General features: G+C 34.9%; 37 protein-coding genes. 8 read left to right on the forward strand and 29 right to left on the reverse strand.

The genetic code is table 11. The features are described 5' to 3' along the window. Positions 1-115: 115 nt before the first annotated feature. The 22 genes from AC4NPH_RS03930 to AC4NPH_RS04035 form a co-directional block, all read right to left on the reverse strand. Complete coding sequence (locus AC4NPH_RS03930; protein ID WP_491938579.1) at positions 116-892, reverse strand: HNH endonuclease; 777 nt, start codon at positions 890-892, stop codon at positions 116-118. Between the two features lie 167 nt (positions 893-1,059). After that, on the reverse strand, positions 1,060-2,304 hold the full coding sequence (locus tag AC4NPH_RS03935; RefSeq protein ID WP_491938580.1) for a phage tail tape measure protein: 1,245 nt from the start codon (positions 2,302-2,304) through the stop codon (positions 1,060-1,062). Positions 2,305-2,341: 37 nt separating this feature from the next. Next, the gene (gene gpGT, locus AC4NPH_RS03940; RefSeq protein WP_407545033.1) at positions 2,342-2,473 is read right to left on the reverse strand and encodes a phage tail assembly chaperone GT; all 132 of its coding nucleotides are present in this window, start codon (positions 2,471-2,473) and stop codon (positions 2,342-2,344) included. A 53-nt stretch (positions 2,474-2,526) separates the two neighbouring features. After that, positions 2,527-2,877, reverse strand: a complete 351-nt coding sequence (gpG, locus tag AC4NPH_RS03945) for a phage tail assembly chaperone G (protein WP_268577752.1) — start codon at positions 2,875-2,877, stop codon at positions 2,527-2,529. A gap of 62 nt (positions 2,878-2,939) precedes the next feature. Continuing rightward, positions 2,940-3,407 (reverse strand): head fiber protein, encoded by a 468-nt coding sequence (locus AC4NPH_RS03950; protein ID WP_491938581.1) that lies wholly within the window; start codon positions 3,405-3,407, stop codon positions 2,940-2,942. Beyond that, positions 3,407-4,015 carry a major tail protein gene (locus AC4NPH_RS03955; RefSeq protein WP_268577750.1) on the reverse strand — a complete coding sequence of 203 codons (609 nt, stop codon included), beginning with the start codon at positions 4,013-4,015 and terminating at the stop codon, positions 3,407-3,409. Before AC4NPH_RS03955 ends, AC4NPH_RS03950 begins: the two co-directional genes overlap by 1 nt. A gap of 14 nt (positions 4,016-4,029) precedes the next feature. Continuing rightward, entirely contained in the window at positions 4,030-4,404 is a 375-nt protein-coding gene (locus AC4NPH_RS03960; protein ID WP_268577749.1) for a serpin family protein, read from the reverse strand. Further along, entirely contained in the window at positions 4,404-4,796 is a 393-nt protein-coding gene (locus tag AC4NPH_RS03965) for an HK97-gp10 family putative phage morphogenesis protein (protein WP_491938582.1), read from the reverse strand. Before AC4NPH_RS03965 ends, AC4NPH_RS03960 begins: the two co-directional genes overlap by 1 nt. Further along, positions 4,793-5,161, reverse strand: a complete 369-nt coding sequence (locus tag AC4NPH_RS03970) for a phage head-tail adapter protein (protein WP_491938583.1) — start codon at positions 5,159-5,161, stop codon at positions 4,793-4,795. The genes AC4NPH_RS03965 and AC4NPH_RS03970 overlap by 4 nt, the downstream gene beginning before the upstream one ends. Next, positions 5,148-5,447, reverse strand: a complete 300-nt coding sequence (locus AC4NPH_RS03975) for a hypothetical protein (protein ID WP_043853516.1) — start codon at positions 5,445-5,447, stop codon at positions 5,148-5,150. Before AC4NPH_RS03975 ends, AC4NPH_RS03970 begins: the two co-directional genes overlap by 14 nt. A 14-nt stretch (positions 5,448-5,461) precedes the next feature. After that, on the reverse strand, positions 5,462-6,613 hold the full coding sequence (locus AC4NPH_RS03980; protein WP_491938584.1) for a phage major capsid protein: 1,152 nt from the start codon (positions 6,611-6,613) through the stop codon (positions 5,462-5,464). A gap of 18 nt (positions 6,614-6,631) precedes the next feature. Next, on the reverse strand, positions 6,632-7,414 hold the full coding sequence (locus tag AC4NPH_RS03985) for a head maturation protease, ClpP-related (RefSeq protein ID WP_491938585.1): 783 nt from the start codon (positions 7,412-7,414) through the stop codon (positions 6,632-6,634). Continuing rightward, positions 7,398-8,561 carry a phage portal protein gene (locus AC4NPH_RS03990; protein WP_491938586.1) on the reverse strand — a complete coding sequence of 388 codons (1,164 nt, stop codon included), beginning with the start codon at positions 8,559-8,561 and terminating at the stop codon, positions 7,398-7,400. The genes AC4NPH_RS03985 and AC4NPH_RS03990 overlap by 17 nt, the downstream gene beginning before the upstream one ends. A 5-nt stretch (positions 8,562-8,566) precedes the next feature. Further along, on the reverse strand, positions 8,567-10,225 hold the full coding sequence (locus AC4NPH_RS03995; protein WP_491938587.1) for a terminase TerL endonuclease subunit: 1,659 nt from the start codon (positions 10,223-10,225) through the stop codon (positions 8,567-8,569). Next, positions 10,222-10,557 (reverse strand): P27 family phage terminase small subunit, encoded by a 336-nt coding sequence (locus AC4NPH_RS04000; protein WP_165575193.1) that lies wholly within the window; start codon positions 10,555-10,557, stop codon positions 10,222-10,224. Before AC4NPH_RS04000 ends, AC4NPH_RS03995 begins: the two co-directional genes overlap by 4 nt. Before the next feature lie 161 nt (positions 10,558-10,718). Further along, positions 10,719-10,880 (reverse strand): hypothetical protein, encoded by a 162-nt coding sequence (locus AC4NPH_RS04005; protein ID WP_491938588.1) that lies wholly within the window; start codon positions 10,878-10,880, stop codon positions 10,719-10,721. Next, positions 10,874-11,194 (reverse strand): HNH endonuclease, encoded by a 321-nt coding sequence (locus AC4NPH_RS04010; protein ID WP_491938589.1) that lies wholly within the window; start codon positions 11,192-11,194, stop codon positions 10,874-10,876. Before AC4NPH_RS04010 ends, AC4NPH_RS04005 begins: the two co-directional genes overlap by 7 nt. A 944-nt stretch (positions 11,195-12,138) precedes the next feature. Further along, complete coding sequence (locus AC4NPH_RS04015) at positions 12,139-12,801, reverse strand: hypothetical protein (protein WP_491938590.1); 663 nt, start codon at positions 12,799-12,801, stop codon at positions 12,139-12,141. Positions 12,802-12,902: 101 nt separating this feature from the next. Next, positions 12,903-13,340 (reverse strand): hypothetical protein, encoded by a 438-nt coding sequence (locus AC4NPH_RS04020; RefSeq protein WP_491938591.1) that lies wholly within the window; start codon positions 13,338-13,340, stop codon positions 12,903-12,905. A gap of 322 nt (positions 13,341-13,662) precedes the next feature. Continuing rightward, positions 13,663-13,851 carry a hypothetical protein gene (locus AC4NPH_RS04025; RefSeq protein WP_491938592.1) on the reverse strand — a complete coding sequence of 63 codons (189 nt, stop codon included), beginning with the start codon at positions 13,849-13,851 and terminating at the stop codon, positions 13,663-13,665. 1,407 nt (positions 13,852-15,258) lie between these two features. Further along, positions 15,259-15,765 (reverse strand): CBO0543 family protein, encoded by a 507-nt coding sequence (locus AC4NPH_RS04030; RefSeq protein WP_491938593.1) that lies wholly within the window; start codon positions 15,763-15,765, stop codon positions 15,259-15,261. Between the two features lie 117 nt (positions 15,766-15,882). Beyond that, on the reverse strand, positions 15,883-16,335 hold the full coding sequence (locus tag AC4NPH_RS04035; RefSeq protein ID WP_491938594.1) for an ArpU family phage packaging/lysis transcriptional regulator: 453 nt from the start codon (positions 16,333-16,335) through the stop codon (positions 15,883-15,885). A 343-nt stretch (positions 16,336-16,678) separates the two neighbouring features. Here AC4NPH_RS04035 and AC4NPH_RS04040 point away from each other — a divergent pair, with 343 nt between their 5' ends. Together AC4NPH_RS04040 and AC4NPH_RS04045 are read left to right on the forward strand one after the other, a co-directional pair. Continuing rightward, a complete protein-coding gene (locus tag AC4NPH_RS04040) occupies positions 16,679-16,864 on the forward strand; it encodes a type Z 30S ribosomal protein S14 (protein ID WP_129708921.1) in 186 nt (61 codons plus the stop codon). Between the two features lie 436 nt (positions 16,865-17,300). Further along, entirely contained in the window at positions 17,301-17,489 is a 189-nt protein-coding gene (locus AC4NPH_RS04045) for a DUF4177 domain-containing protein (RefSeq protein WP_479518808.1), read from the forward strand. Between the two features lie 215 nt (positions 17,490-17,704). Here AC4NPH_RS04045 and AC4NPH_RS04050 read toward each other — a convergent pair whose 3' ends face one another. The 5 genes from AC4NPH_RS04050 to AC4NPH_RS04070 all read right to left on the reverse strand — a co-directional run bounded on the left by AC4NPH_RS04050 (position 17,705) and on the right by AC4NPH_RS04070 (position 20,533). Then, on the reverse strand, positions 17,705-18,718 hold the full coding sequence (locus tag AC4NPH_RS04050) for a DnaD domain-containing protein (protein WP_491938595.1): 1,014 nt from the start codon (positions 18,716-18,718) through the stop codon (positions 17,705-17,707). Positions 18,719-18,830: 112 nt separating this feature from the next. Continuing rightward, a complete protein-coding gene (locus AC4NPH_RS04055; RefSeq protein WP_491938596.1) occupies positions 18,831-19,550 on the reverse strand; it encodes a Rha family transcriptional regulator in 720 nt (239 codons plus the stop codon). Positions 19,551-19,814: 264 nt separating this feature from the next. Next, the gene (locus tag AC4NPH_RS04060; RefSeq protein WP_491938597.1) at positions 19,815-19,988 is read right to left on the reverse strand and encodes a hypothetical protein; all 174 of its coding nucleotides are present in this window, start codon (positions 19,986-19,988) and stop codon (positions 19,815-19,817) included. 13 nt (positions 19,989-20,001) lie between these two features. Continuing rightward, positions 20,002-20,271 carry a group-specific protein gene (locus AC4NPH_RS04065; RefSeq protein WP_491938598.1) on the reverse strand — a complete coding sequence of 90 codons (270 nt, stop codon included), beginning with the start codon at positions 20,269-20,271 and terminating at the stop codon, positions 20,002-20,004. After that, positions 20,264-20,533 carry a helix-turn-helix domain-containing protein gene (locus AC4NPH_RS04070; RefSeq protein WP_078081774.1) on the reverse strand — a complete coding sequence of 90 codons (270 nt, stop codon included), beginning with the start codon at positions 20,531-20,533 and terminating at the stop codon, positions 20,264-20,266. The genes AC4NPH_RS04065 and AC4NPH_RS04070 overlap by 8 nt, the downstream gene beginning before the upstream one ends. A gap of 172 nt (positions 20,534-20,705) precedes the next feature. Between AC4NPH_RS04070 and AC4NPH_RS04075 the strand changes: the two genes are divergently transcribed. The 4 genes from AC4NPH_RS04075 to AC4NPH_RS04090 all read left to right on the forward strand — a co-directional run bounded on the left by AC4NPH_RS04075 (position 20,706) and on the right by AC4NPH_RS04090 (position 23,163). After that, complete coding sequence (locus tag AC4NPH_RS04075) at positions 20,706-21,056, forward strand: helix-turn-helix domain-containing protein (protein WP_034652432.1); 351 nt, start codon at positions 20,706-20,708, stop codon at positions 21,054-21,056. Positions 21,057-21,070: 14 nt separating this feature from the next. After that, positions 21,071-21,544 (forward strand): ImmA/IrrE family metallo-endopeptidase, encoded by a 474-nt coding sequence (locus AC4NPH_RS04080; RefSeq protein ID WP_491938599.1) that lies wholly within the window; start codon positions 21,071-21,073, stop codon positions 21,542-21,544. Positions 21,545-21,686: 142 nt separating this feature from the next. Then, the gene (locus AC4NPH_RS04085) at positions 21,687-21,968 is read left to right on the forward strand and encodes a DUF1827 family protein (RefSeq protein ID WP_322552001.1); all 282 of its coding nucleotides are present in this window, start codon (positions 21,687-21,689) and stop codon (positions 21,966-21,968) included. 79 nt (positions 21,969-22,047) lie between these two features. After that, positions 22,048-23,163: a site-specific integrase gene (locus AC4NPH_RS04090; protein ID WP_491938600.1), complete on the forward strand. Its 1,116-nt coding sequence runs from the start codon at positions 22,048-22,050 to the stop codon at positions 23,161-23,163. An 84-nt stretch (positions 23,164-23,247) separates the two neighbouring features. On the opposite strand, the gene AC4NPH_RS04095 is transcribed toward AC4NPH_RS04090, so the two are convergent. Both AC4NPH_RS04095 and AC4NPH_RS04100 read right to left on the reverse strand, forming a co-directional pair. Next, complete coding sequence (locus tag AC4NPH_RS04095) at positions 23,248-24,258, reverse strand: LLM class flavin-dependent oxidoreductase (protein WP_029321579.1); 1,011 nt, start codon at positions 24,256-24,258, stop codon at positions 23,248-23,250. Positions 24,259-24,388: 130 nt separating this feature from the next. Next, positions 24,389-25,606 (reverse strand): MFS transporter, encoded by a 1,218-nt coding sequence (locus AC4NPH_RS04100; RefSeq protein WP_029321576.1) that lies wholly within the window; start codon positions 25,604-25,606, stop codon positions 24,389-24,391. Positions 25,607-25,747: 141 nt separating this feature from the next. On the opposite strand from AC4NPH_RS04100, the gene AC4NPH_RS04105 reads away from it, so the two are divergent. Then, positions 25,748-26,029 (forward strand): acylphosphatase, encoded by a 282-nt coding sequence (locus AC4NPH_RS04105; protein WP_013056912.1) that lies wholly within the window; start codon positions 25,748-25,750, stop codon positions 26,027-26,029. An 83-nt stretch (positions 26,030-26,112) separates the two neighbouring features. Then, positions 26,113-26,889, forward strand: a complete 777-nt coding sequence (locus tag AC4NPH_RS04110) for a 3-hydroxybutyrate dehydrogenase (RefSeq protein WP_013056911.1) — start codon at positions 26,113-26,115, stop codon at positions 26,887-26,889. The last annotated feature ends 16 nt before the right edge of the window (positions 26,890-26,905 follow it).

Consider the following 26,905-nt stretch of genomic DNA (forward strand, 5'->3'; position numbering starts at 1 on the left):
TGGGAGCATTTTATTCTGTTATACAGGTTCAGCTCCTATGCGTTACGGTGAGCCACACCTTTTAAAGTGTGCTTTACCTCGGTATTAGCATATAAAACAGCAATAAAAGAAGCGCTTAAACCGAAGCGCTTCTTTTATTCATATATGTTATAAATTGTTGTTTCGTATTATTGCCATATCCATATTTACTATGAAAATCTAAATGGCACGTTTTACATAAGGTGATACCGTTATCAATATCTAATCTTCTTTCTCTACACCAATCCCAACTATCTAGGTGGTGAGATGTAAGGTTACCGCCCTTACTGTCCTTACAGCATTGACACGTATACTCATCTCGCTCATAGACAGCCTTCCTCCAAAGACCATAACCTTCAACTAAGCGATGTTGATAACGTTCTTTATCAGTCTTATCAGGTTTATAGTTAGGGTTTTCTTTTCCAAAACGCTGTTTACCAAACATAGGGTTTTTCTCACCTTTAAAGTCACGTTCTTTAAACTTATACATAACTTTATCTTGTCTCATTAAATCCCTATGACATTCCACGCACAATTTATTGTCCTTTCTGCCTGATTTATAAGAAAGGCCGCAAGATCCACATGTATGATGGTACCTATTACTGTCTTTTAAACGTTCGCATGGTTTGCAATAGCTGAAAGGTCTTTTAGTACCTTTATAAACCCTCATATTAAACTCGCCAAGTTCTTTTTCCTTATTACAGCTAGCGCAATATTTATAACCTTCTCTGGGAGTTGGTTTTATTGGTGTTTTACGCTTTCTTAAGTTATTACACACTTTACATTGATTACGTGTACCATCTTTCTTAGACTTATCTTTTATAAACTCATCTAAATTCTTACTTTTTTCACAAATTGTACATTTCTTTTTCATTGAAAATACTCCCAAACTTTTTTGTGAAAATCAAAACAGAAAACACCAAAGAAGCGTATCTCAGCTAATGTAACTAATCACAATTTATCTCTCACTCATTATAACATATATTTCCTATTCTACTTAGCCTTCACCGATTTTGAACAATTTTACTTCGGCACAATTTATCATATACCGAAAAGTGCTTTTCCTATCGTATTGAATTCTTTAGCTGGTAGCTCTTTTTTCATCTTTTGAAGGTCAGGTATCACAGCTTTATATAAATCCGCTACGCTTGCATTCCCGTTCTCATACTCCTTATAAACCTCTTGCGTGCTCTTAGACATTGAACCCATAGCAGCTACATAAGATTTACTTGAATCCTCGGCCTGGAGCTTAAATTCAAGCATTGTATCATTTAAACGATCTAGGTTATACCCTTTCTTAGCACCGTTGGAAAGAATAGAAAACATTTCATTTGCAGAGAATCCCGCTTCTTTAAAACTAATGGTATACTCAGCCATATTATCGAACATCTCTTTTGAGAAGTTCATTCCGTTTTGTGCGCCCTTTGCCATTAAATCAAATGCTGCATCTGCATCCATGCCATAGTTTGTGATAAGGGTATTTCCTGCTCTGGTAACTTCGTTTACATCAGCATCAAATGTATTGGCCAAAGTCATTGCTTTTTTAGTAATCTTCTCTAAGTCTTTATCGTTTAAATCAGTGATATTCTGCTTTGTTTCAAGTAAAGCTGTGTCAACCTCTTCTAAACTTTCTCCAAATCCATCATTATAGATATTCTTTGAAATTTGAGTTAGCTTCTTTGTCTCTTTAGCAGTTGTGCCTAAAGAGTTTTGGATTTTTACGGAAGAGTTATTGAACTTAGTAGCTAAACCCATTATTCCCGCACCAGCACCAGCAATAGGCAAATTAAGAGAGGATGTTAAGGCAGATCCTGCACCCTGCATTTTAGAACCTAACCCGGTTAATTTTGAGCCAGTTTCATCAAATACGCGCCCTAACTTACTCCAGTTATTCTGCAAAGCCCCCTGATCCGCTTTTAGTTCAGTTAGACTAAGACTAGTACGATTAACTGCACGCTCTAAATTATTTAAAGATGCAACTTGATTATTATAAGATCTTGCAGCTGCTTCAGCTTCTTTAGATCCTTCGCCATAGTCTTTAATCATTTTTTCATATTCAGCCCTGGATTCACTTACAATGCGCTTTTGCAATTCCATTTTTCTATTTAAGCCTTGTAAGGTAGCTTCATATTTTTCAATAGATTTATCACCACGATCAAAAGCAGACAGATGGGCCTTCATTTCAGAATTTAGGGTTTTCATTCTATCTTTAAGACCTGTTAAACCCCGCTGAAGCTGTAACGTCTCTAAATTTAAGCCAATGGACATACCTTCAATTCTTTCCATAGACACTTACCCCCTTTCTTGAAAAACAAAAAAATCCTTAACCACCAAATGCAGCAATTAAGGATTTTTCTTGTTTAGGTTTATTTCGCTCGCGTAAAATTTCCAAGACAAAGTGGTAAGGCATGGCTAATACCTCATTGATGTCCTTACCTTCTTCTATCAAGGACAAAATGAGCTTGTTTAGGTATTCTTTTTGTTTTTCTACGGTGAAATCTTCGTCACTTAACGTTTGTTCTCCAGGAACTTTTTTGTTTCATCACTTTGTCTTCCTTGAGACACGAATAAAACTTGATCGTTAATTACCTCAACAGCATCTGGAGCATGTAACCCATTTACTAATTCATCTTTAGTGAATTTGTTACCGTAAATATCATTCACTACAAAATCAATCATACGGTCAAACATTTCTCTTTCAGCTGTTTCACCTTTTTGTGCTTCTTCCACTAAATCCATTGCTTGATAAACAACAGATAGAGGAATAAAAGGTGGGGTTAAAAATTTCTCTGTAATAACTTCTCCATCTGCTGTTACTTCTTTTACTAATTCGATCATGTTACGTTTTAAATTTGCCATTTTTTTAGTCTCCTTTTGGCGTTAGATAAAAATAAAAAAAGGGCTAGATATTATCATCTAGCCTACTTGCTTTCTAGTGCTGTTAGACGAGCAATTATATCGTCATACTGTGCTTTTGTACCAAACCCTGCTGCTCCTGTATCGCCTTTGTCTCCTTTTGCCCCTGCTGGCCCTTGTGGACCAGGGGTGCCGCTGGCACTACGAATAAAAGTTGCTAATGCACCAGCTGTCGCATCTGCGTATACATAGCCAATCCCGGCACCAGTAGATTTAACTAATTTTCCATCTTGACCGGCTTGCACTCTTTGACCTGCTTTTAAATTCTCTCCAGCTTCAATTATCCAAGCCTTTTTCCCGTTAAAACTAACTGTTACATTTTGATCCTTAGCAATTTGTCTAGTTGAATGAAAATCAGGATTTCCCCCTGCTTTAGTCAAAGAAATAATAGCACTTCCATTAGTGTCGCTTGATAAAGTTAACAATCTATTAGGCTGAATAACTTCGGCTGCTTTCACTTGAAAGGTACTCATTAGGCTTCAACGCCTCCCTGCTCTCCTGTCGGATATGGTTTACCAAATATCTTTTGGAATAAAAGATCTCGGTTAATTGTTTCTCCTTTTTTGTCCACGGCAAAAGCAACAGATTTTTCTTCGTCTAGTCCATCGATTTTACGATCCATAAACTGTGCTTCAATTTCTTCTGAAGAAAATTCAGTTCCATCCTCTTTTGTTTTTCCTGCAATTTTTGGTCTTGTAAATAATCCTTTTGGCAAACCAACGTATTCTTTTGATCCATCTTCATACGTTTTAGCAAAAATAGTTGCAACATATGGAGGGTTATCTTTACTACCCATATAAGTAATACCTTCTTTAACTTCAAGACCTAAAAGTCTTTGCTTGTCCTCCATAGGGATTTTATGAAAAGCAGAAGTAACCTTAATATCACCATTTGATACAGCCATTTCCGCTGTTTTATTATCTCCATAAGCACGGGTAATCTCTTGCGGCATATCTACATCAATAGTTTGTAAATATTCTACTCTTTCAATATATGAAGCAACCGTACCGTCTCCAACTTCCCCATAGTAAAATTCATCTACACCTGTAGAAGCATGATAATTCTTTGTTTCTCCTGCCATTATAAATTCCTCCTTTAAATTTCTACATACTCTTTACCGCGATAGCGCCTAGCATCACGGTAAATCCCTGTATCTTTATCAAATTCATCAAGACCTGGTATTAGTTGAGCAAAGCCAAGCTGCTTCCACATAATATTACGAACCTCTTTTGCAACAGCTTGTGTATCAAACAGATTCATAGACCAGACTTCAATTTGATAAAAATATTCGTCTGTTAACCATTTATTATCTGCATAATCACCAGGCTTAGGTACATCTAGCGGATCAATAACAATATAAACGCCTTGCATGTTATCAGTAGACGGATATTCATAAAACTTAATTCTTTTGCCTACCTTTTGTTTGATAAGATCACTAGTATTTAGTGCATCGTATACTTTATAGAGCATTAAATACCTCTCCTTACAGCTTCTTTCACCGCTGCTTTATAGGCATTTTCCGCATTACGCATGGCCCTGGCAATAGCTCCTTTACCTTTAGGGTTAGGATTTTTAACTGTTCCCCACTCATTAAGGTGAATGATCCGATACCTGTCTTTAGGGCCACGCCAATGTATTTTAATTGTTCTTACACCAGCAATATATTCTGGCTCTGAAATCGTAATTTCATCAATGGATGCCCCGGTATCTTTAAAGGATTCAAATTGCGCCCTTAATTCCTTTACAAAAACTTTTGCGCCCTCTTTTAAAGCCTTGTCACTAATGCTTTTTACTTTAGCAGGGCCAAGGCGTTTTTCTAAATCCGCTAACAGGTTATTTAAACCTTTAATTTGAACACTCATTTTGATACCTCAGCTATAACCTTAATGAAATCCCGATTCTGTAAGTCAGGAAAAGCCTGTTTAATGTTATATTTTAAATTCTCATATTCAGGGGTATGAACTTGCACATAATGTCTGTTTGTTGGTGAATAATCACCTCTAGGATCTCTAATAGAAATAGTTAAGTCTGATAAAGTACCATTTGACTTAGCAATTTCTATATCTTTAGTCCATACTTCATCAACTTTAGCCCAACATTCATAAAGGACGTTTCTTGGATTTTCTCCTGGTAATGGCCCATCGTTCTCTTTAGCTTCATAAAAAGTAACCCATGTTTTTAATTCCCCTGTATGAATCCTTGGAGGCGTATATTTAAACGGCTGCATCTGGATCACCTTCTTTAGTTCCCATAGCTATAGAAAAACCTACACTGTTAATTTGACTTTGAAAATTCTTGTCAAAGTATTCAAGAGCATCATTGTAAGCGTAGCGGGTACGCTCAAAGACTAATTCTTTTGCTCCCTTGTTTTCTTCAATGTTAAATGCTCCACATTTCCGTGTAATATCGTCAATAGAAAAGGACAACAATTCTTTTAAATTGCTGTCCTCTCCTTTATGTGTAAAATGCATTCTATCTTTAAATTCCTGAAGTAATTTATCTGTGATTTCCAATCACTTCAGCTCCTTTATGCTGTTACTGGTGCTTCCGTTTCTAAAGATTCATCAATTTTCAAATCATAAACAGCAGACGCTTTATTATCTTTTGGCAAGCCATTTGCAAAGCGCTTGATTGTGTAAAGAATTGCATCCTCAATAGCTAAAGTCTGATCAAATTTTTTCAATTGGTAGTTACCAGCAACAGCAGCGATATATTCACCTTTAACAAAGAAAATAACTTTGCCTTCAGGAACAAATTCAGATTCTACAATTTGCGGGTTAAAAGGTAAATTTGTTACATATACACCATTTGCATTTTGAGTAGTAGCAGAGGCTTGAATATCAAAATTATCAAATGGGTTAACAACCATAACAATTTTTCCTGCAACTTTTCTGTTTTTGCCTTTCGCATTTTTAGAAAGACCTTTAACAACGTATTTTAATTCAATTACAGTAGTTCGACCTGGTTTAAAAGTTAATGTACCAGATGATGCTTTATCTGTTACTGCACCCGTTTCAGCGTTAACATCTTTTAAAAGACCTACTGGCTGATTGTTACCATTACCATTTACAAATCCACTTTCTAAACCGACAGCATAAGCTTCTACAATAACTGTTCGTACATATCGCTCCACCCATACCGGGCCTAATTGCAGCATATCATCAGGAATAGCAGCAAAGGCAGTTAGTTTTAATTGGCCAATTTGTTTTTCATGGAAGGCAGCATTAATTTGCCCTTTGATTTCACCAAATAATGGCCCCCATACAGCTGCGCCTTCTGGATTTGAATAAATAAAACGTGTTACCGCGCCTAGATCCTGTAACCCTAAAGCGTCTAATAATGGATGCTCTGTTACTAGATCTTCAAATACACGTTCTTGTGTTGTTTCTGGAAGAATAGCATCATCATTAAAACCGCCATCTTGTACAACCGCATTAAAAAACTTCATTTCAGCAGAAGTTAATACATTTTGGCCACGTTGCTGCAGAATAGAGCGGTCAAGCATTTCATCATTTACTTGCTTACGAACGTTGTTTGCAACTTCGTGCTGCAAGGTATCAAAATAAGTTTGAAAGGCTGCTGTTTGCTCTTGCTCTGTAGATTCTGCATTTGTTAAAACCGCTGCTAATTTTGACTTAGCCTCATTCATAGCTTCTGATTTGTTAAATTTAATAGTCATTTATGACTTCCTCCAATTTTATAAACTTAAAAAGAGCTTACTCAAATCCCGCTTATTAGCTGGTTTAAGAGTAGGCTCTTTTGGTTCGTTTGTTTTATTAAGTTGTAATTCGTTTAGAATTTCATTTTTGAATTCTGCAAGTGATGCCTTTAAATCTTCTTTTGTTACACCTTCAGGCTTACCCTTGTTCATCATTCCATTTCTAAAGCCATCAATAATTTTTTGTGGAATCATTGCAGATGCAGCACTAGAAGCAGTTAATTTAATTGGATTATCCATAAACATGATTTCATCCACAAAATTATGTTCTAATGCTTCTTGTGGCCCCATCCATGTTTCTTCTGCCATCATATCTAATAGCTCTTGTTCATCTTTGCCTGTTTTCAATACATAAGCATTTACAATGGTTCTATCAGTTGTTTTCAACATTTGAGAAGCTTTTTCCATTGAACGATGATCTCCCAAGTTACCCATAGAAGCATTATGAATCATAAATTTTGCTGTTGGTGCAATCACTACCTTATCACCAGCAGTAGCAATAAAAGATGCTGCGCTTGCAGCTAGACCTACAATTTGTGTTTCCACATGGCCAGGATAAGCTTTTAAAGCTGTATAAATCTCTGATCCATCATCTACATAACCGCCTGGACTGTTAATAGATACAATTACATCTTCACCATTGGCATTAGCTAACTGGTCAATAACCGTTTTTGGACTAGTAAAATCCATATCAAACCATTCATAAATCCAAGCTTCATCATTTGAAATGATTGGCCCTTTAACGTCAATTTTCACCGTCATTTTGTTCCTCACCTCCTTCAACTTTGTTCATTTCAGTATAGTTTTTAGTAATGTAATGTTTGTCCAGGTTCGGATCATCGGAAGGTTCATAACCCGCCTCCAATCTAATTTCATTACCAGTAAAGCCACTAGAAGAAATAAGTTTGTCAATCGCTGTAGCAAGATCAAATAAGCTTTGATAAGAAATGCTTTTAATGTCAATTTTTTGGCCAGAAAGATATTCTTCTTGCTCAAAAAACTTCACATTTGCTTCATCCGCTAGTTTTTTAAGCAAAGGATTAATAGTAAAAAGCATATAATTTTTCGTTTGCTTTTCTATGTCGGCCATATCTCCATATACAAGGCTAGTAGGAATACCCAAGGCCATTGCTACTTGATTAAAGAAACCATTGGTTACTTTATTGATTTCATCTACACTTTGGCCAGTAGTTCCACCGCCAGACGTTTCCGAATACTTAAAGCCTGGTTGCTGCGGAATAATAGCCACATCTTTTTCACCAATAGCCTTGTACATGTTATCAATAAACTCCTGGAGCTTTGCTTGATGCTGCGGGCTTTTAGCTCCTATCATATCCATATCAACAGTACCGCGAATTTGATTTTTCCGCTTTTGGGAACTTAAAATTCGTCCAAATAGATCCCCATAATCTGTGAAAAGACCGTCAATTAATGGTGTTAACCGCTCGTTTCGGTATCGTAAATGGATAACATCACTCTGCTTAAAAACCCGCTTAAATGTATAGTCTTTGACTGTTACATTTGAAAACGTGTCTTCAAATACCGCATATTCATTATGTTGAAAATCATCAGCAATAAGCAGATCATCATCATCTGCTTGAATAATTAAGCACTCATTGTCGTAAATCAATTTGTGAACAAATGTTTCCCAAAATGTACTAGCTGTCATGTTTTTATTTGGCCTAACATTTAAGCGATAATAAAGTTCATCCTTCATAAATACTTTGCCATTCTTAACCCTAAATTCTGATTGGCTAATTGTCCTTCCTAAGAAAGCAATACAAGTATCTAAAACTAACTTTTTCATATGGACTCTGTTTGCTGTTTCAACAAACATTTCTACATCAAACATATATCCAAGTTCACTATCTCTTTTAAAAATGGCATCTAATAATCCAATTGTTCTCACCCCCTTTAAAACTTAATGTCGGATAGCATGAAATCTAATTCATCAGTAAGAAGATTATCCGCTTGCCATAAGGCATGAATAAATGCTTGGAATCCGTCTGTTTTCCGCTTAAATTCATCCTTCTTTAAATACTCTTTATTGCCATCCGGCTTAATTTTCACCAGGACGTTATTTGTGTACCAGCGCATCATTGGATTATCACCAAAAATAATATGGTTATTAGCAAATAACGTTTCTACCCGTGGAGCTAAAAGAGAATGAATTGCTTTTGGATTTCTTATATAAAGCAATATAAATCCTTCTGCTTCTAAAGCTGTTTTGACTAGATCTAAGCGGAAAGTATCACCAACAATTGTATTAACCCCGTATAGCTCACGCATTTCTACAAACCAATCAACTATGTGTTTAATATTAATAACTGGTTCATCTAAAATTGTAAGCAGTCCTTTTTCTTCCCACTCTTTTATAGGAGCTTTTAACGTCACTTTGTCCAGGAATCCTTTACGAACAAAAGAATGGCTTTTCCAAATATAATCTTCACCAACTTTGAACAAAAGCCCAACAGCTGCAAAGTCTTTGATACTTGCAAAGTCAAGACCACCTACAGCTACACGATGTTTTAAGTCTGGAATTTCTCTAAGTGTTTTTCCGTCCTCTTCATAACCCGTTCTCCAAATTTCCTCCCAGGACGCAACACTTTTAGAAAGATCCGTTTCTGGAAAGTTCATGCGCTTAGTCATAAACTCTTCTCTGTTAGATGGATTATTAACTAGCTGTTTAAATTGTCTTAAAACCTTTTTAAATAAGCCTTTTGCGTATGAGCTTCTTGGCTCACTAAACATTGGATTAGCCTTTTCCCACATATCCGGGTTATTAACTTCTTCGGCTTCATCAATTTTACAGATGAACGGAAAAAGAGGATCATCTAAATCTTTGCCCTCTAAAATATTCATGGCCCGTTCCTTCATCTTGTCTAAGAAACCTTCACGAACATAGCCATCTGTACCAATAAAAAATTCCCTAGCGTTGGGCACTTTACCAAGCCCGCTAGAGAATACATTTACAACTTCAAAATTTTCATATCGATGAATTTCATCATAAATAACACATCCATCACGTAAACCATCTTTAGAACTGGCATTTGATGTATGGTATTGCATAATGCTTTTTGTATCGTAGCCCATTATTTCGACTTTGGTACGATAGAAAAGATCTTCGAGCACTTCGTTATTTTCTATACAATCATAAACCTCTTTAAAAGAGAGTTTTGCTTGCTTTTCGTTATTAGCAACAATGGAGATATTGTATTTAGGAATACCATGCAGCGGGCTAATAAAGAAGTGACTTAAACTAGAGATAAAACCGTTTTTCCCGCCACCACGGGACATAGTTATAAAAAACTGGTCATAAAAAACGCTGTCATCTTCTTTGTAATAAAGAAAAACAAATGGCGCTATGAACTTCTGAAATGGTTGCAGCTTGAAGTACCATTTCTCTGTGAACTTAATATAGTTCTCAATCATTTCCTCGTTGAAATATATATCATCCCTCACAAGTACATGTTTCTGTAGGTACTTAATAAGCATAATGCGCTCTTTATTTAGCTTAATTTTCCCTGTTTCGTAGAGGTGAATATATTCATCAACGTATTTGTTGCTTATCATACTAAATCCTTAGCAGAGCGCTTAGGTTTTGAAGGAGAATTCTTTTCTTCTGGAGACGCTTCTAAACTAAGAGCATCTAAGATCTTTAGCATTCGATCATTCGTTTTATGTAAATCGTTTATGGAAGGATTGGACTTAGGGCCATGCATACCAGTAACTTTTATTCCATTCTTTTCGATGTCCTCAATAAGATTGCATTTTAAATCCCATAAAGATAAATAATCTTGTACCAAATCTTCATAGTGATTTCCTACAATCTTTTTTTCACTTAGCTGATTTCTTAGATCTTTTTCAATCCGTTTCCGCAATGTTTCCCTCTTGATTTTAGCCACCTAGTCCCCTCCTTCCAACTTACAATTAATCCCAATTTAATAATCTCACGAAAAAGCGCGGCAAATTTGGAAAAACGAGCCCCCTCCCCGTTCCCCATGCAAAAAATTTTTGATCAAAATATTTTGAGGGGGGTCCTATTTTAATTTAATAATTGCTTTATCTATTTCATTAATTTTATTTTCATTTTCATTTTCTTTTTTCCTTTCCATTCCTCTACACGTTGTAAGGCTTCATTGATATTCTCTGTTAACATTTCATTATGTGAAATCAAACGTTCCGTAGATTCTTTTAACATGGTTATCACATTATTTTGATTTACCATTTCTCATCATCCCATCTATTTACTTTCTTTCTAAAAAGAAAACGTTTATGCTTTTTGTTATGGCATTTAACACAAAGCGTTTGCAAATTATCTAGCTCTAATGCTAATTCAGGATGTGTATATATCTCTTTAATATGGTCAACATCTAACCGCTTATGTTTATCTAAATCATGATGATCTGTATATACTAAACCATTCCGCTTGCACTCCTGGCATTCGTAATTGTCGCGCTTCAATGCTTCAAGTCTTACATGCTTCCACTCTTTAGACTTATAGAACTTTATCTTTTGTTCTTTTGTTTTATATTCATTCACTTGGTTTCCTCTACAATAACAACAGCATTATTAATCATTACACGCTTATCATTTATATCGAACTTAACCTTATTACCATTAGTCATTAACTTGCACATCAAACTTGCCTTTATATTTCTTAATAACATTCCCTTTCTAGTCATATACAGTAGCAATACGATTAAACCCACTACTTGTTAACTTAACATCTTTAACTGTTCTATCAAATGATTCACAACCAGCAGCTATTGATAATGCTGTGACCATTGATAAGATACCAATGCATTTACTTATCTATTCATAATCCTTACACCCATCCGCTAAGTCTGATATAAGTACAGCATATTACATGATTCAGTTAATTGTTTCTGTAATTAGTCCGCTTCTTCTGTCATGATAACTAACTTAGGCATTTCCCATTGTTTCTTTGTCATAAGAAAGAATTTAGGTGAATCAAATAGTTTCTTTTCATTACTATTCATCCATATAGCTCCTTTATCTGAATAAGCATTTACTGCATTTACAGATAACAACAAAGCTCTGTGATTGTTTCCTTGGTATTCTAACTATTGTTACTTCACCACAACTACATGTTAATGTCACCTTCATTTCTTGCCACCGCTATACGTATCACAATAGTTAACAATAGTTTCATCTTGGATACGTTCAAGAGTTGAACCAAACAAGAAGTATCCTGCATGTTCCCTCTTAGCTTCATTCTCAATAGTATTTAGATAGGTTAATACTTCAACCGAACAAGCTTTAGGATTATGGCTAATGAATCTCTCGATAGAGTCATTAGGCTTAGAACAATCAGCTGCTTTAATTCTATGTGGTTTAAACTTACGTTGATACTTTATTTTCACATGAGAAGCTTTTAACTTAGCATGAGCTTTCTTAATTAACTGAACTCACATTAATCATCATCCTTTCATACCAATAAAAAAAACACCCTCGAAAGGATGCTAATCATTTTTTAAGTATACCCATTCTGTTTTCCTAAATTTAGAGTGGTGAATTTTTCGAAATATATTTGTGAAAGGTTGCTTTAAATAATAAGATTCTGTAATGTTTTGCGTTTCTAAATCTTTCTCATCCTGGACATTCCTATAAACATATTTCATGGTTTCATTTTGCTGGGTTTTATAGATTACTTTTATTTCATCAACAATATAGTGGTCATTAAGAGCTTCTAAATTATCGGTAGAAACATAAATTTCTTCATCCTCGTCCATTATAGGCAAAGTTGTTTTAGTAGTCCAAGACCGTTTATCTGAGCTCATGTGCAATTCTACATCAGCTTCAATAATTAGACCCGGTCCTAAATTTTTAAATTGCATGTACCCAAGATATGTACCCTTAACAAATTTATCATCTTTGTCTAATTTAAGCTCCCTTAACTTTTGTCTTATTGGCTCATAGTTCTCTGTAATAATTAATTTAGATCCATCCTTGGGTAAAGCGTTCTTCAAATTGTAGTTAGCATTCATAGATTCAGTTTTTAAATAAGAGCGGTAATTTCTTTTCCGATCTTTAGATGCACTGTATCGCCCCAAACTATAGACGACCAATGCACCAGTCACCCCAAAAACAGGTCCATAATCTTTAATAAATTGTACAATTTCCACCTATTTATCCTCCCCCTATCCCAATTATATAGGACAAAGGATACGTTTAACATATTTTCTCAACATAAAAAAACATCCTAGAAAGGATGCTTAATCATAAATCACTTTTCAATCAGTTGCCAGTATGCTACTTTAAAAAGAGTTTCAATATTCTTTTCACCTAGAATGTACTTTCCACTCTTAAGACTTGTTTTCGCAAGTGTAGTTCCAGGTACATTAGAGTCTGTTTTAAATAATGCAAAGCCTTCTTCGAAAGTAATCTTTCCAAGTTGTTGAGTTTTGTCGTTACCTAAATCTCTATACACAAGAATGGAGTCATTTTCATTTTTTAAAATCAAGCCATAATTTAAAATATAAAAACTATACTCTGTATCTAATTGCTGCGTTTTAATAATACCTTCAACTTTGCCAGCCACATTATCAATTAAAGAATTAAATATATGAGTAAATTTAATTCCAACACTTCTAAAGTCAGTCATTTCTTTGCCTTGAACCATATTCTCTACCTTCTCACACAAAACATTTTTCCAATTTTCCACTTCTTAGTTCCCCCCCTATATTTATCATACAAAGAAGATAATTCGACAAAAATAGGTAAAATCCTCCTGTTAACAACAACCAATTAATCCTAGTTTGTTAAAATGACATAGGGAACCTTCTAGCTATTACTTCCTCTTTATAGCACCACCACGGCCACAGTTCAAAGTCTACCTATTCATTCCCATAACATCCTTCCAGTTAACCTTTTCTTTACGCTCCACTAAACATTTTATCTCTTAATATCATAATAACAACCTTAAACTCAAATGCTCTGCCGCCTTTCCTCCATTAAAAAAGCACCCTCGAAAGGATGCTCTTTTTTCATAAAATAATTTCGTAAGAGTACAAATCGCTATATTTTCGTTCTAAATCACCGAATTGAATAGTACTATTTAGTTCTTTACCTTTTTGGATTAATTCAAGCAGATTACCTTGTCCAAGAAAGCCTGAGCCTTCTTGAATCGGTACTTCTATTACCATACCGTCTTTAAACTTTACCAAGATTTTCACTAGAATCACCCCCTGTCCCAATTATATCGGACAAAAAGAGGGAAATTAACACATTTCTTCAAAATAAAAAACACCCCAGTTAGTGAGGTGCCTTTTATTAGACAATAGCAATGCATAATGTAGACTCTAGCCAGCTGAAAGGAGTTAGCTAACAAACCTATGATTAACTATCTTCACAAGAATTATACCTTAAATTAAAAAACACCCCTGGAGAAGGATGCTTTTAAACAAAAATACACTAGTTAAAGAAGAAACATTTTGTCGACAAAATGACTTGCCGACTACTCATATTATGGATTCGTTTTTGAAGTTATACCCTATAAAAATAAAAAACATCCTGATTAGGAACAGGATGCTTTTTACGAACTACATACTTAACTTAAAAAGGTAATGAGATGTTAGTCAAAGGAGATTGCTAACTCCATCTATATTATTGGATTATTCCCCTAAATCCATACATTATAAAAGTAAAAAACACCCCTGAAGGAGGATGTTTTTTAAAATGATACTGATTTAAGGAGTTACGATTCTTCAGCCAAAGGAGTCAGCTGTTTACGTATAGTATGGATTCCTTTTTAAAAGTTATATATTTTTAAAATTATAATAATAAGTTGGCCTATTTTTCTAGCCCGTCTATACAAATTTGACAACCTAAACATACATTAAGGTACATTCTATTTTCTTCATCAATAATGAAAGGTTGAAAACATATGCCTGCTTATATCAATTCACTTACAATTGGCAATGTATCGGGTGGAACTATTATTCTTGGCAACGTAGGCCAAATATGCCCCATGACAAATACAAATTCCAATTCGCAAACAAGCCCAGGATCAAACGCCAGTCCTAATTCAAATTCAACAACAAGCTCTCAAAACTCTTCTACTACGATACCTAGTTCAACATCCCCTGCCGCACCTAGTTTTGGCAGTGGAAATCCAAATCCACTTTAAAATTTCGTGATATAATCCCTTATAATAGACAAGATCATAAGGGGTTACATTGCTAATTTCCATTTGTACTGTGAACATTTACTTAACATGTTTTAAAATAAAAACACCCTTAGATGAGGGTGCTCTTAGAAAACTTCTTCTTTGAAAGGAGAAACCATTCACCAACTAAGGGAACGGTGGATCATTTATATATAATATGTGTTTCTCTTTAAAGTTTATACGTAAAATAGAAAACAGCACCCTCGGCAAAGGTGCTGCGTCTACAATAGAGAAAAAAGGAAGTTGATTATTAGGACCTTAAACTACTAACCAACAGTTATAAAGTTACCTATTTGATATTTCTTATACTAAGTATTTTTCGTTAATATCACAATAACATCCTTAATACCAAATAACCTTTCGTCTTTCTTTCACAATCCTTTCACTTTTCTCCCATACATATAGCAACCATACTCTAACTTTTTGGTGTAATCTTTTGCTGCTTACTATCAATTAGCCTTACAGCTCCAATAAATGATCTTGTAATTAAAGATTTAATAATAACACCGCCAAATGTATGGTACCATTTCCAGCCTTTATTCCATTTGATTAAATCTGTTTTTTTAACTGCCCATAACTCAACCAAAAAAGCAGGAAACGTAATTAGAACCAATTTATAAATAATAGCAAAAGGCTTATCTTTTATTGTCATTTGGTTATATAAGACAGTAAAGGTTGGGTATATTAAATAATCAAATAAAATGTGAGTTCTAAATAATTTTGGTAAAAAACGGGATGGATATTGAACTATTTTATACGTAGTAAGAGCCTTATCGACTATACCATTCGTAGCAGCATTATATATATATACCAATAGCCAATCTTTTATTGGCGGTTTCCTAAGAATAAGAGGGATAATGACAAGTAAGTTTGTAATTAAAATTACACGTAAAAAGTTTCTATCAAAATTTTTCTTCTTCATTGAAATTCACTCCTTCCCAGGGATAGTATGCTCTATAGGAAAAAATAAATGTAATAATTTTCTATTCCTCCTTATTTATCTTTTGAAAATCCTAATTAAATCAATAAAAAAGACACCTTAGGCGGGTGTCTCGGCTTCTTTAAATACCTGTAAATGTAATGAAAATGCAAGTTTATAAAAGGCTCGTTCACGTATTCTATAATAAGTTGTTTCACTAATTCCCATTTCACTATACACATCAAATACATACACATCCTCATATGTCATGTATGTCTTAATAATTAATTCACGTTCTCTTTTACTAAGTCGATTTACTGCTTGTTGTACTTTCCGCATGAAATTGTGTCGTTCTATTTCATAATTCACTCGTTTAATAGCAGCATCTTCAGTCGAAGAATGAAAGGCGTTTGTATTAGAAGGAGGTACTAGAGAATAACTTGGTGTAATCTTTGGTAAAATGTCTTCTGGAACAATCATCATATACATACGATAATCACTAAAAGCCTGTTCCACCTTACATTTAGTTGCTACTCCATCCACACCTCTTAAAAATGATATTTGTTTAGCCATAACATAACCTCCTCTTAATTTATAGGTGTCTATAAGCTTCCTTTACTTCCTGTTATAATTTCACTGGATTTATTGGTAAGAGATCCCTGGTTAAATTTCGTAAAAGGTATTGTATAATGGAATCACTATCTTTTATAAAATTATTTTACCTTTTTATCCATTCGACGCTTCCGACCAAGCGTCTTTTTTTATGTTCTAAATACTTAAAATAAAATTTATAGAAATCACTACTTGTCGTATTTCAACCCTTTCAAATATTGCCAATGAAATTCAGCCAAATTTAAGATATAATATTATAACTTCGCTATCCCACATTACACATTAATAAAAGGGAGGCAATACTATGGCCAAAAAAGCCTTAATTGAAAAACATACAAATGATCAAAAATTTAAAGTACGAGAATATACACGATGTGAGCGTTGTGGACGCCCTCATTCCGTTTTACGTAAATTTAAGCTTTGTCGAATTTGCTTCCGTGAACTTGCTTATAAAGGCCAAATTCCTGGAGTTAAAAAAGCAAGTTGGTAAAAAACCTCCCTATTTTTGGAGGTTTTTTTATTATCCTAAAATATCCATAGTTATATCTTTGTCTTAGATTTAACACACCGCTTGCTAATCTTATTTTTTATCAAAGACTTTTTAACATACATTATTTTTATATTCTAAAGGTTTCCCCCCTTTTCTTAATTACTTATTTTCTTTCTTCAACTTAGATTTTTCACCTTTCAAGAACGATATTTCTTTATTTGAATTTCTTAACGGCTTCTTCACCTACATACTTAATGACTGGAACAATCGATTTACCTATGGAACGCTAACTGTTTATTGGTGATCGAATACTTTTTGCAACTCAGCTTATGCTTTACGTTTCCCCCTCCAATTTGTTTACAAGGAGCCAAAGCTCATCATTTTTTGAAACTTTTTCCAATTTTAAGCGTAGTTATTTTGAAAGGGAGGTTAGATTATGAAAGAATACCGGTTTGAAAAAGTTGAACTAAAGTCCTTCAAGCGCGATCCTAAAGCAGATTACCATGAGATTATTCATGAAGCTGCAAGAGACGGATGGGAACTAGTTCAGATATTTGCTCCTGGAACTGCTTCGTATGGTACTGCCGCATATTTTGAAATCATTTTTTCTAGAGATATAGATTAAATAGATGGGAAGAGATAATTAAATTTATCTCTTCCTTTCCTCGTTTCATATTTTTTTGTTTATGAGCCTTATAAATTTCTTCAGGTTCACTTAACGTTAATTCGTATAGCCGCTTTCTATTAGGAGGATTTTTGAAATATCCATAGCATGTGAGCTCGATTACTAAATAGCTACGACGCTAATCAACCGCTTTTTTTAGAGACGCTATTATTTAGTCACTCCTTTCTAGCTTTCAATTCTTCATGGAGTGCTTTTAATTCAGCTTCTAGCTTACGTTTTTCCTCTTCAAATTCATCATTAGCAACTGCAACAAGAGTACTAGTTTGACTATCAACTTTGCTTGTATCTCGAGATAACCAATCTGGGACTATTTCTTTACGAACACGTCCGCTCTGTTTAAAACTGCGTTTGTTTTTAAACTCTGCTTCCAGCACTCGAATATCTGCTACTGTACGAACATTGCGGTTTGCCCATGCTTTTAGGATACCTTCAGCATATTTCCATGCTTTTTGCTGTTTAAGTGTTAACTCCATTGCTTTTAGAACTAGTTCTTCTCCCATATCGTTAATCCAATGTTGAATTTGCTGACTAATAAACGGATTAAGCATGCCAAAATTTTGTTGATAAAAATCAAAAACAGATTGATAACTACTACGACTACTTACTTCACTGTCTGAAGGGTTACCTACTTCCGTTCGCATATCTTTCTCAGGCAGTAGTAGTTCTTCTTCTTCTTTTTCTTCTTCTTTTTCTTCTTGTTCTTCTTCTCTTTCTTGTCCACTTATCGTTGACGTAGGGTTATACGTGTCGTCTACGTGTCGTGAAAATGCTTGAAGTACTGAATCATTAGGAATATGCTTCATGATATCTAGTAACAATGTTTTGTCTTTTACTTCCTTTAATTCTTTATTTACACAATCAATTACGGGTTTTCCAGCTTTATGTAAGTTGTACTTCCCCCAATTAAGAATCGCTAATTCTCTTGTCTGCTCGTTATATTTAATAAGCTCATGACGTGTAATAAAACGATGTAAAAGGCTGTTAATTGATTCAGTAGAATACCCTAAATCAAAAGCCATCTGCTTTTTTGTAATCTGATATACACCAATTTGGGTAGTGTTTGGGTTAGTAAGAAGATATAAATAAAAATACTTATCTTCTGGCGTCATTTCTTCTAGGACCTTGGGATCTTGCCAAAAATTTGTATGAACTTGTCTATATTTAGCCATGTTAAGCTCTCCTTTTCCATGTTATACTATCCGTAAGAATTTTTTCTTTTGGGTCTCTGTTGCAGCAGAGACTTTTATTTTTCACTTAATAAGACCTTAATTAGGTTATTATTCATAATAATGGCCTCCAGGCCTTGACCCATGCAATTGCATCTTGATAATCTCGCCGTTTCACAAAGATATATTTAGGTGCTGAAAATGCTCGTCTCAAGTTCTTATGAATCTCCGAATACATTCTTTGTTTGGTAAAACCGCTTTCTTGATAATCTTCTATAAGTGATTCAACACGTTTCTTAATCTCATGATGCAAAGATTGTTGTTGGCCATGATTAAGGGTTAGTTCTTCAGAAAAAACACGCTTTAAGTCTGTTACTTCTTTTTTTATTACAGGAATTTCTTCAGCTGCATCTATGCTTAACTTCATAGATGCCATTAATTGCTCACGTTCCGTTAAAATTTTGGGTTTTCCTTGCAATTCTGCTTTAATTCGCTTAAATTCTTGTAAAAATTCCACTTTAAATTTCATTGCTTCCGGTGTTACATAAGACATAGCAACTAACGCAAATGCATCCTCTGTTAATTCATATTTTCTGTAAAAGTTTCCTTGTTGAGATTGATATTCACGTTCCACAAAGTTGTGGAATATAAATTCATCCATCCCAGCTTCAACTAACTTCATTTTTTGGTTACGAATATCTCTCATTACTGAGTCATGCCGCTTCCCGAAAACTTCAGCAATAGTTAAAGAATCCGTGACAGCTTGCCCGTTTTGTATACTAACTAATTCCTTCACATTTATTTCTTCCTCTCTTAATCTATTAATAAGTTTCATTAATGACTTCTTCTATTTCCTCATGTTCAACAAGTAAGTTACATAAACATTTGAGTTTGACCTCAACACTACAGCTCAATATTTCATAACTACATGTTTCACAAAAATACCTAAAAGTAGATATCAAAATTCTACTCATACTTAAACTTCCTTTCTTATTGTGAAAGAGTTATAGATTATTAAAAAGACTAGTAGCATTACTGATGGACCACCTAGGAACATTAAGAACAAAAAAGTAAATAACGAAAGAGTAATTTCCATTCCCTATTCACCTGCTCTTTCTAATATAAAAGACAGAGCTAAATTTTGCTGTTCATATCCATATATCAGTTTAACAATTGCTAGTGGTGTATCTGATGTGAGTAGTTCTATCCTCAAACGACATATTTGCTCTTTGTTCCATACTCGTCGACTATGAATAGTCTCAATAAATTTCATTACTTCACCCCTTTTAAAAGTTACATTGTTCAAACAACCAATTTTCCAGAAACTCTTTTGCTTTCGGAGCATAAATATACCATTTCCCCCCTACTTTCCTTTTGGGAAAGCGGGGATCAAAGAAGAATTCTTTTTGTATAGTATTCCAACTCATACAGGTCCTTCTTTTTAATTCTTTGGTATCCCAAAATATAAGTTCAGCATCAACTTCGTCTATTTTTTCTTTAAGAGTCTTTAAGTACAGTTCTCTAACTTCATTTTCATTAATCTCAACATTAATCACTATTTACCCTCTCCATTAATTTTGTTTTCACTTTCGAAACTTGAGGTTCAATAAAATACTCATCTGATGAAATTTTAAGATGTCGACATATGTTACGTACTTCATTCAAGTTAAAATCTCCTCCAGTCCCATTAATCTTCTGATTTAATGCAACTGCTGAAATTTTAAGCAAGTTAGACAATTCCTTTTGCGTAATGCGATTTTCCACCATATAAGCTTTTAATTTTGAATAAGGAAGATGTCTCCGTTTAATCTCATACACTTCATCACCCCCTAATAAGTTGTCATTTTCGAAACTTAACAATGCAAATATACATCTTAAAAGTTTCGATGTCAACAACTTAATTAACTTATATTGAAATAAATATTGCGGTATCGAAACAAATAACTTATAATTAAACTGCATCTAAATTGTTAGAAAAGGAGGTAAAGAAATGAAATATTCTTTTGGGGAAACTTTAAAAAAGCTTAGAGGTAAAATCACTCAAGATCAGTTAGCAAAGGCGTTAAATGATCAATATGGAACATCAATTAATAAAAGCATGATTTCCAAATGGGAAAATAATAAAGAAGAACCAAGGATTGATACAGCAAGATTCTTAGCTGATTATTTTGATGTTTCGCTTGATTATTTACTTGGAATCGAAAAGCTAAACAATAAAAAGGAACCCACTCCTATTCAAACAATTGCTGCTCATTTAGAAGGCAAAGATATAACTGAAGAAAAAATGAAGGAAGTTTTAAACTATATCGATTATGTCTTCAGCAAACAGTTTGATAAATAAAAGGAGTACAATCAATGTTAAGTTCATATGAAAAGTTACAGTCTAAATACAGCAATATTCCTATGAATGAGATTCCTTTAGTGCATGGCTTCAAAGGACTATACTATGATGGTCGTATTCTAATTGATAAAAATCTGGATGAGACAGAAAAATATTGTATCTTAGCTGAAGAGTTAGGTCACCACTTTACAACTGTTGGAAATATCCTTAGCCAGGATAGCATCGTAAACCGAAAGCAGGAAAAGTTAGCTCGCCGCTGGGGCTTCAACGAAATATTATTTTTGTCTCGTCTTATTGAAGCTTTTCATAATAATTGTACAAATCGATATGAAACTGCTTCTTTTTTAAATGTAACAGAAAATTTTTTACAAGAAGCATTAGATTGGTATAAAGAAAAATATGGTGTTTGCACTTTTTACGATGGCTACTTAATAGGATTTGATCCGCTAATTATAGAAAAATTACCTCTTAACTCTGAGTCTAATTAATGGGATGTATAATCTTTATTCCGCGCTTTATTAAAAAGCTAAACTTCTAAACCATTATCCTCTAAACTTACTCTTTCATGAGTAAATGAAGGATTAACTTTACCTTGAAACAGAACATACATTCCTAACAGAGGTGATTTACTTGAGATTTAAAGATGTAACTGCAGAAAGAAAAACGTTCGTTTCTTGTTTTAAAAACCAAAGTAAAGATACGAATACAATCAAGATTTTTAGTAATGGAGTAACTAAGATTGTTTACAGCAGCAGTGAAAAGTCTGAAAAAGTCAGCATATCGAATCTTAAAAGAGACGTAAAAAAATCTGAGGTATCGTATGCAATAAAGAAAATATTAAAGGCTCAACCTGCTTCAGTCGAAATATTCTATAGCGCCAACGGGGTTATCCATATACATAAAAACAACTAATTTTAAACACAAGTTACTTAAAGGAGGTGAAATAGAAATTTTTATCCATCGACTTAATATTTTTAAAGAGGTGATTAGATTGGCAAGCTATCGCCAGCGAGGAAAGAAGTGGGAATATAGAATTCGATATGTAGATCCTGCTTGTGGAAAAACGAAAGAAATATCAAAAGGTGGTTTTAGAACTAAATCAGAAGCTAAACTTGCAGCCAGTGAATTAGAAAAACAAATATATTTGGGCAAACATTCCCTTTTAGAGAACCGGGAAAAATCAATTAAAGATTGGTTTAACGAATGGCTCGAGGTATATGGTAGTCAAGTTCAGCTGCGAACATTAAAAAACAGAAAAACCTACGTTAATAATCAAATTATCCCTTACTTAGGTGATTTCAAGCTTAATCAATTACCTAGACTAGAATATCAGAAATTCATCAATAGATTAACTGAGAATTATTCACTAGGTACAGTTAAAGCTATTCACTCGATTTTTTGTATTGCTATAAATAAAGCGGTAGAGCTAGAAATGCTAACTTACAACAAATATAGAAATATCTCTATAAAAAAAGAAAAGGATCTTTCCGAGAGAAAAATTAATTATCTTACAAGAGATGAAGTTACCATTTTTATGGATACAGCAAAACAGTGCCCTTTTTATCAATATATCGTAGCTATTACCCTTTTGCGTACAGGCATGAGAAAAGGTGAATTAATTGCATTGCATTGGGACGATATTAATTTTAAAGATAAAACTATTAGCATCACTAAAACACGGAGCAGTCATGGCGTAAAGCCTCCTAAAACGAAACGCAGTATGCGGACAATAAGTATTGATGATACATTGGTAACTGAGTTAAAAAAATATCAGACTTGGCAAAAAAGAAATAAACTTAAATATGGAGCTAATTATATTGAACAAGAGTACATGATTACCCAAGCCAATGGTAAAGCGCTTAGTGAATTTCGAATTAACGATATTATGAAGGCTATTACCAACAAAGCTAAACTGCATCACATAAGTCCTCACGGTTTACGCCATACTCATGCAATTATGTTATTAGAGAGCGGAGCTGATATTAAATTTGTAAGTGATCGGCTAGGACATACAAACATTAAAATGACAGCTGATGTATATCTTCATATTACAAAGAAATATGAATCTGAAAACATTACTAAGCTAGATCGTTATCTAAGTAATTAGTGGGGCAAAAATGGGGCAAACGCCTAATCCCCCCTCTTAAACCCCTCTCATATCAATAGCTTACTCACAAACCCCATCTTTTTCTTAAAAAAATGAAGGTTGAGGAAATAGCTCTGCAAGCAATTCATAGGACTTCTTTTTCGCTTCATAATCATGGATATTTGTAATAATTAAAAATTCGTCGTTATCGTATTTTTTCTGCAGCTGAGTTAATCCTTGTTTTACTTCAACTGGATTTCCTACGATCATACGAGGACGATTGGTGCTTATTTTTTTTAGCTCTTCTTCTGAATAAGAACGATTGTGCACTTCTTCTATCGATGAAATTGTTGTATCTCCGCCTTTAGCTACTTTCAATAGCCAATCATCTAGCGTTTTGGCATGCTGCTCGGCTTCTTCTGTTGTTTCTGCACATACAACAAATACGCATACGTTGGTTTTAGGCTTTGATTGATACGAAGAAGGGATAAATTCTTGTTTATAATGACGAATGGCTTCTTGTCCTCCAACTGAATAAATAAAGTGTCCAAATGTAAAAGAGATGCCTAGCTCAGCAGCCGACCTTGCTCCTCTTTTATTAATGCCAAGATGCCACAGTTCCGGCTTTGTTTCACTTAACGGATAAGCCGTCACGCCATAATACGGATGATCCGACGGCAAATTATGCTCAAGGTGTCCTTTTAACGCTTGAATTTGCCGCGGGAATTCATTGAGGCTTTTACGGACTCCATCTGTCAGCGCAAGCCGAGTCAGCGCATCTCCTCCCGGTGACCGTCCAAGACCTAAATCAATTCGATTAGGAAACAGATTTTCAAGCAGCTGAGCATCTTCTGCTACTTTATACGGACTGTATTGAGGAAGAAGGACTCCTCCAGACCCAATTCGGATTCGGCTCGTGTGAGAAGCTAAGTGCGTCATTAAAAGTGTCGGAGATGAGCCTGCAAGACCGTTAGTATTATGATGTTCCGCTACCCAAAAGCGGTGGTAGCCTAACTCTTCCGTTAATTTAGCCAGCTCTACCGTACGTTTCAACGCTTCCTTTGGTGTTGATCCGCTTGAAACAGGAGACTGATCCAATACGCTTAGCTTAATCATAGGTGATTCTTCCTTTCGATTTTCAATTTCTATTGTCTCTATTGTAGGAGAAAAATATGAATTCGTCTTGAAATTTGCTTCACGCTCATAGAAAAAGCAAACGCTAAGGCGCGTTTGCTTTTTCTTTTTCTTATTTTGCTTCGTGTATTTCTTTCACACGCTTATCGCTCGGTAACAGCCATGTTAACAGCCCTAGAATTGGAAGATAGCTGCAAAACAGCATAATAAACTGAAGGCTGAAGACATCGGCTAATTTACCGAATACAACAGCTCCCAAAGCTCCCATTCCAAAAGCAAGCCCTACAATTAAGCCGGAAACCAAGCCAATTTTCCCTGGCATCAGCTCCTGAGCATAGACGACCGTGACGCTGAAACTTGACTGAAGAATAAAGCCGATTAGTACTAAAAGAGGTGCTGCCACTCCTAGAGAAACGTGAGGCAGTAATAAAGTAAAAGGGACTGACCCTAACATAGAAAACAATAAAATATTTCGCTTTCCGAAACGATCGGCAAGCGGACCTCCAAAGAATGTTCCAAATACCCCTGCAATCATAAATAAAAAGACGTAAAGCTGAGCGCTTTTGATAGGCAAATTGAATTTTTCAATGATATAAAACTGAAAGAAATTAAGGATACCTGCTCCGTACCATGAACGTGCAAAAACAAGAAAAATTAAAAGTCCAATCGCAAAAATAATTTGCTTGTTCATCGTAAATGAAACATCTGACTGCTTTTTCTTCAAGCGTTGACGAGTAGCTAACTCCGATTTGTACCATTTAGAGACGCTATACAAAACCACTACGCCGATACCTGCAATTAACGTAAACCAAATCGTTCCAAACTGACCAAGTCCGATAAAGATAAATGCCGTAAATAGCGGAGCCATCGACTGTCCTGTATTTCCGCCAACTTGATAAATAGACTGCGCCAGCCCCCGTTTTCCTCCTGCTGCCATATACGCTACGCGAGAACCTTCCGGATGAAAAATAGCTGAGCCAAATCCTACAAATAAGACAGATATAATCACAAAATAAAAATTTGGCGCTAAAGCGAGTCCAACCATACCAATCATGCTTAAACACATTGCAATTGGCAATAAAAATGGCGAGGGACGCTTATCGGCAAATACGCCGAATACCGGCTGCATAATCGATGACGTCATGTTTAAAGCAAAGGCAATCCAGCCGATTTGCGTGTAGTTTAAATTCATCGATTTTTCAAGGACAGGAAAAAGTGCCGGTATAACGGACTGCATACAATCATTTAGGAAATGTCCTAAACTAATAGCAAATAAAATACGATAAATCGTTGCCGACTGCGCTTGCTGCGTTCGTGCTGCTGCTTGCATTCATAACCCTTCTTTCTTAATTTAATCTACATTATAATTGTTAAAGTCTTACAATGTCTTTTTCTATTATACAGTGAAAGTTAAGATTGTAGTTGTTTTCTTTTTTATAAAAAAGGGAAAATTGCCTGTGAGGTGAGAACAGTGAAAAAACATGTGCATATGATCGTAGACGGACGCGTTCAAGGGGTTGGGTTCCGTCACTATACGCAGCTAAAAGCAATGGAATGCTCTATTAACGGATGGGTACGAAATCGAGACGATCAAAAAGTGGAAATTGATGCTGAAGGTGAAGAAAGTAATATCCAAAAATTTATTGAAAAAATTAAAAAAGGTCCCTCGCCGTTCGCTTCTGTTAGCAATGTGGAAGTAAAGGTAGTAAACACCCCTTCCCACACCCATTCTTTTCGCGTAAAGTACAGTTAAAAAACTCGCTAAATCAAGATATTTTTTGATAAAATGGAAAAGTAAGCGATTTTATATCATCTACATATAAGGGGGAAAAAACGATGGTTGAAAACAAAATTGTGTTAATTACAGGTGCAGCTCAAGGTATTGGTTATCAAATTGGTGAGCGCTTCGCTGAAGACGGAGCGACTGTTGTCTTAACTGACTTGAATGAAGATGGAGTTAAGAAAGCAGCAGACAAATTGAAGACAAAAGGCTACGAAGCATTAGGCATTAAAGCAGATGTGACAAATGAAAGTGATATTGAACAAATGATTGCTCAAACGGTTGAAACATATGGCCGCCTTGATGTATTGATTAACAATGCCGGCATGCAATTTGTTTCCCCGCTCGAAGAATTTCCTACTGAAAAATTTGAACTTTTAACGAAAATTATGCTTGTTGCACCTTTTGTTGCGACTAAGCATGCGTTTCCTATTATGAAAAAGCAAAAATTCGGCCGCATTTTGAACATGTCCTCCATTAACGGATTGATTGGTTTCTCAGGAAAAGCGGCATACAACAGCGCTAAGCACGGCGTGATTGGCTTAACGAAAGTGGCTGCTCTTGAAGGTGCGGAGCACGGCATTACGGTAAATGCGATTTGCCCTGGTTATGTTGATACACCGCTTGTTCAAAATCAATTAAAAGATTTGGCACGTACGCGAAATGTAGCGCTTGAAAAAGTACTAGAAGAAGTCATTTATCCTCTTGTTCCTCAAAAACGTTTGCTTGCTGTCGATGAAATTGCAGATTATGCAATGTTTTTAGCAAGTGATTTAGCAAAAGGCGTAACCGGCCAAGCTGCTGTGATCGATGGTGGATATACGGCTCAATAAGAAAAGAGTGTCAGTT

This window comes from Priestia sp. MDV22-iso46 (assembly GCF_058629175.1).

Coding starts and splice junctions, on each gene's coding strand:
- AC4NPH_RS03930 (WP_491938579.1), bottom strand. CDS start 892: ATGAAAAAGAAATGTACAATTTGTGAAAAAAGTAAGAATTTAGATGAG.
- AC4NPH_RS04045 (WP_479518808.1), top strand. CDS start 17,301: ATGAAAGAATACCGGTTTGAAAAAGTTGAACTAAAGTCCTTCAAGCGC.
- AC4NPH_RS04050 (WP_491938595.1), bottom strand. CDS start 18,718: ATGGCTAAATATAGACAAGTTCATACAAATTTTTGGCAAGATCCCAAG.
- AC4NPH_RS04040 (WP_129708921.1), top strand. CDS start 16,679: ATGGCCAAAAAAGCCTTAATTGAAAAACATACAAATGATCAAAAATTT.
- AC4NPH_RS04035 (WP_491938594.1), bottom strand. CDS start 16,335: ATGGCTAAACAAATATCATTTTTAAGAGGTGTGGATGGAGTAGCAACT.
- AC4NPH_RS03935 (WP_491938580.1), bottom strand. CDS start 2,304: ATGGAAAGAATTGAAGGTATGTCCATTGGCTTAAATTTAGAGACGTTA.
- AC4NPH_RS03950 (WP_491938581.1), bottom strand. CDS start 3,407: ATGAGTACCTTTCAAGTGAAAGCAGCCGAAGTTATTCAGCCTAATAGA.
- AC4NPH_RS03955 (WP_268577750.1), bottom strand. CDS start 4,015: ATGGCAGGAGAAACAAAGAATTATCATGCTTCTACAGGTGTAGATGAA.
- AC4NPH_RS03995 (WP_491938587.1), bottom strand. CDS start 10,225: ATGATAAGCAACAAATACGTTGATGAATATATTCACCTCTACGAAACA.
- AC4NPH_RS04095 (WP_029321579.1), bottom strand. CDS start 24,258: ATGATTAAGCTAAGCGTATTGGATCAGTCTCCTGTTTCAAGCGGATCA.
- AC4NPH_RS03985 (WP_491938585.1), bottom strand. CDS start 7,414: ATGACGGTGAAAATTGACGTTAAAGGGCCAATCATTTCAAATGATGAA.
- AC4NPH_RS03980 (WP_491938584.1), bottom strand. CDS start 6,613: ATGACTATTAAATTTAACAAATCAGAAGCTATGAATGAGGCTAAGTCA.
- AC4NPH_RS04060 (WP_491938597.1), bottom strand. CDS start 19,988: ATGAAATTTATTGAGACTATTCATAGTCGACGAGTATGGAACAAAGAG.
- AC4NPH_RS03960 (WP_268577749.1), bottom strand. CDS start 4,404: ATGCTCTATAAAGTATACGATGCACTAAATACTAGTGATCTTATCAAA.
- AC4NPH_RS03965 (WP_491938582.1), bottom strand. CDS start 4,796: ATGAGTGTTCAAATTAAAGGTTTAAATAACCTGTTAGCGGATTTAGAA.
- gpG (WP_268577752.1), bottom strand. CDS start 2,877: ATGGCAAATTTAAAACGTAACATGATCGAATTAGTAAAAGAAGTAACA.
- AC4NPH_RS04110 (WP_013056911.1), top strand. CDS start 26,113: ATGGTTGAAAACAAAATTGTGTTAATTACAGGTGCAGCTCAAGGTATT.
- AC4NPH_RS04005 (WP_491938588.1), bottom strand. CDS start 10,880: ATGGTAAATCAAAATAATGTGATAACCATGTTAAAAGAATCTACGGAA.
- AC4NPH_RS04080 (WP_491938599.1), top strand. CDS start 21,071: ATGTTAAGTTCATATGAAAAGTTACAGTCTAAATACAGCAATATTCCT.
- AC4NPH_RS04075 (WP_034652432.1), top strand. CDS start 20,706: ATGAAATATTCTTTTGGGGAAACTTTAAAAAAGCTTAGAGGTAAAATC.
- AC4NPH_RS04100 (WP_029321576.1), bottom strand. CDS start 25,606: ATGCAAGCAGCAGCACGAACGCAGCAAGCGCAGTCGGCAACGATTTAT.
- AC4NPH_RS04055 (WP_491938596.1), bottom strand. CDS start 19,550: ATGAAACTTATTAATAGATTAAGAGAGGAAGAAATAAATGTGAAGGAA.
- AC4NPH_RS04030 (WP_491938593.1), bottom strand. CDS start 15,765: ATGAAGAAGAAAAATTTTGATAGAAACTTTTTACGTGTAATTTTAATT.
- AC4NPH_RS03970 (WP_491938583.1), bottom strand. CDS start 5,161: ATGCAGCCGTTTAAATATACGCCTCCAAGGATTCATACAGGGGAATTA.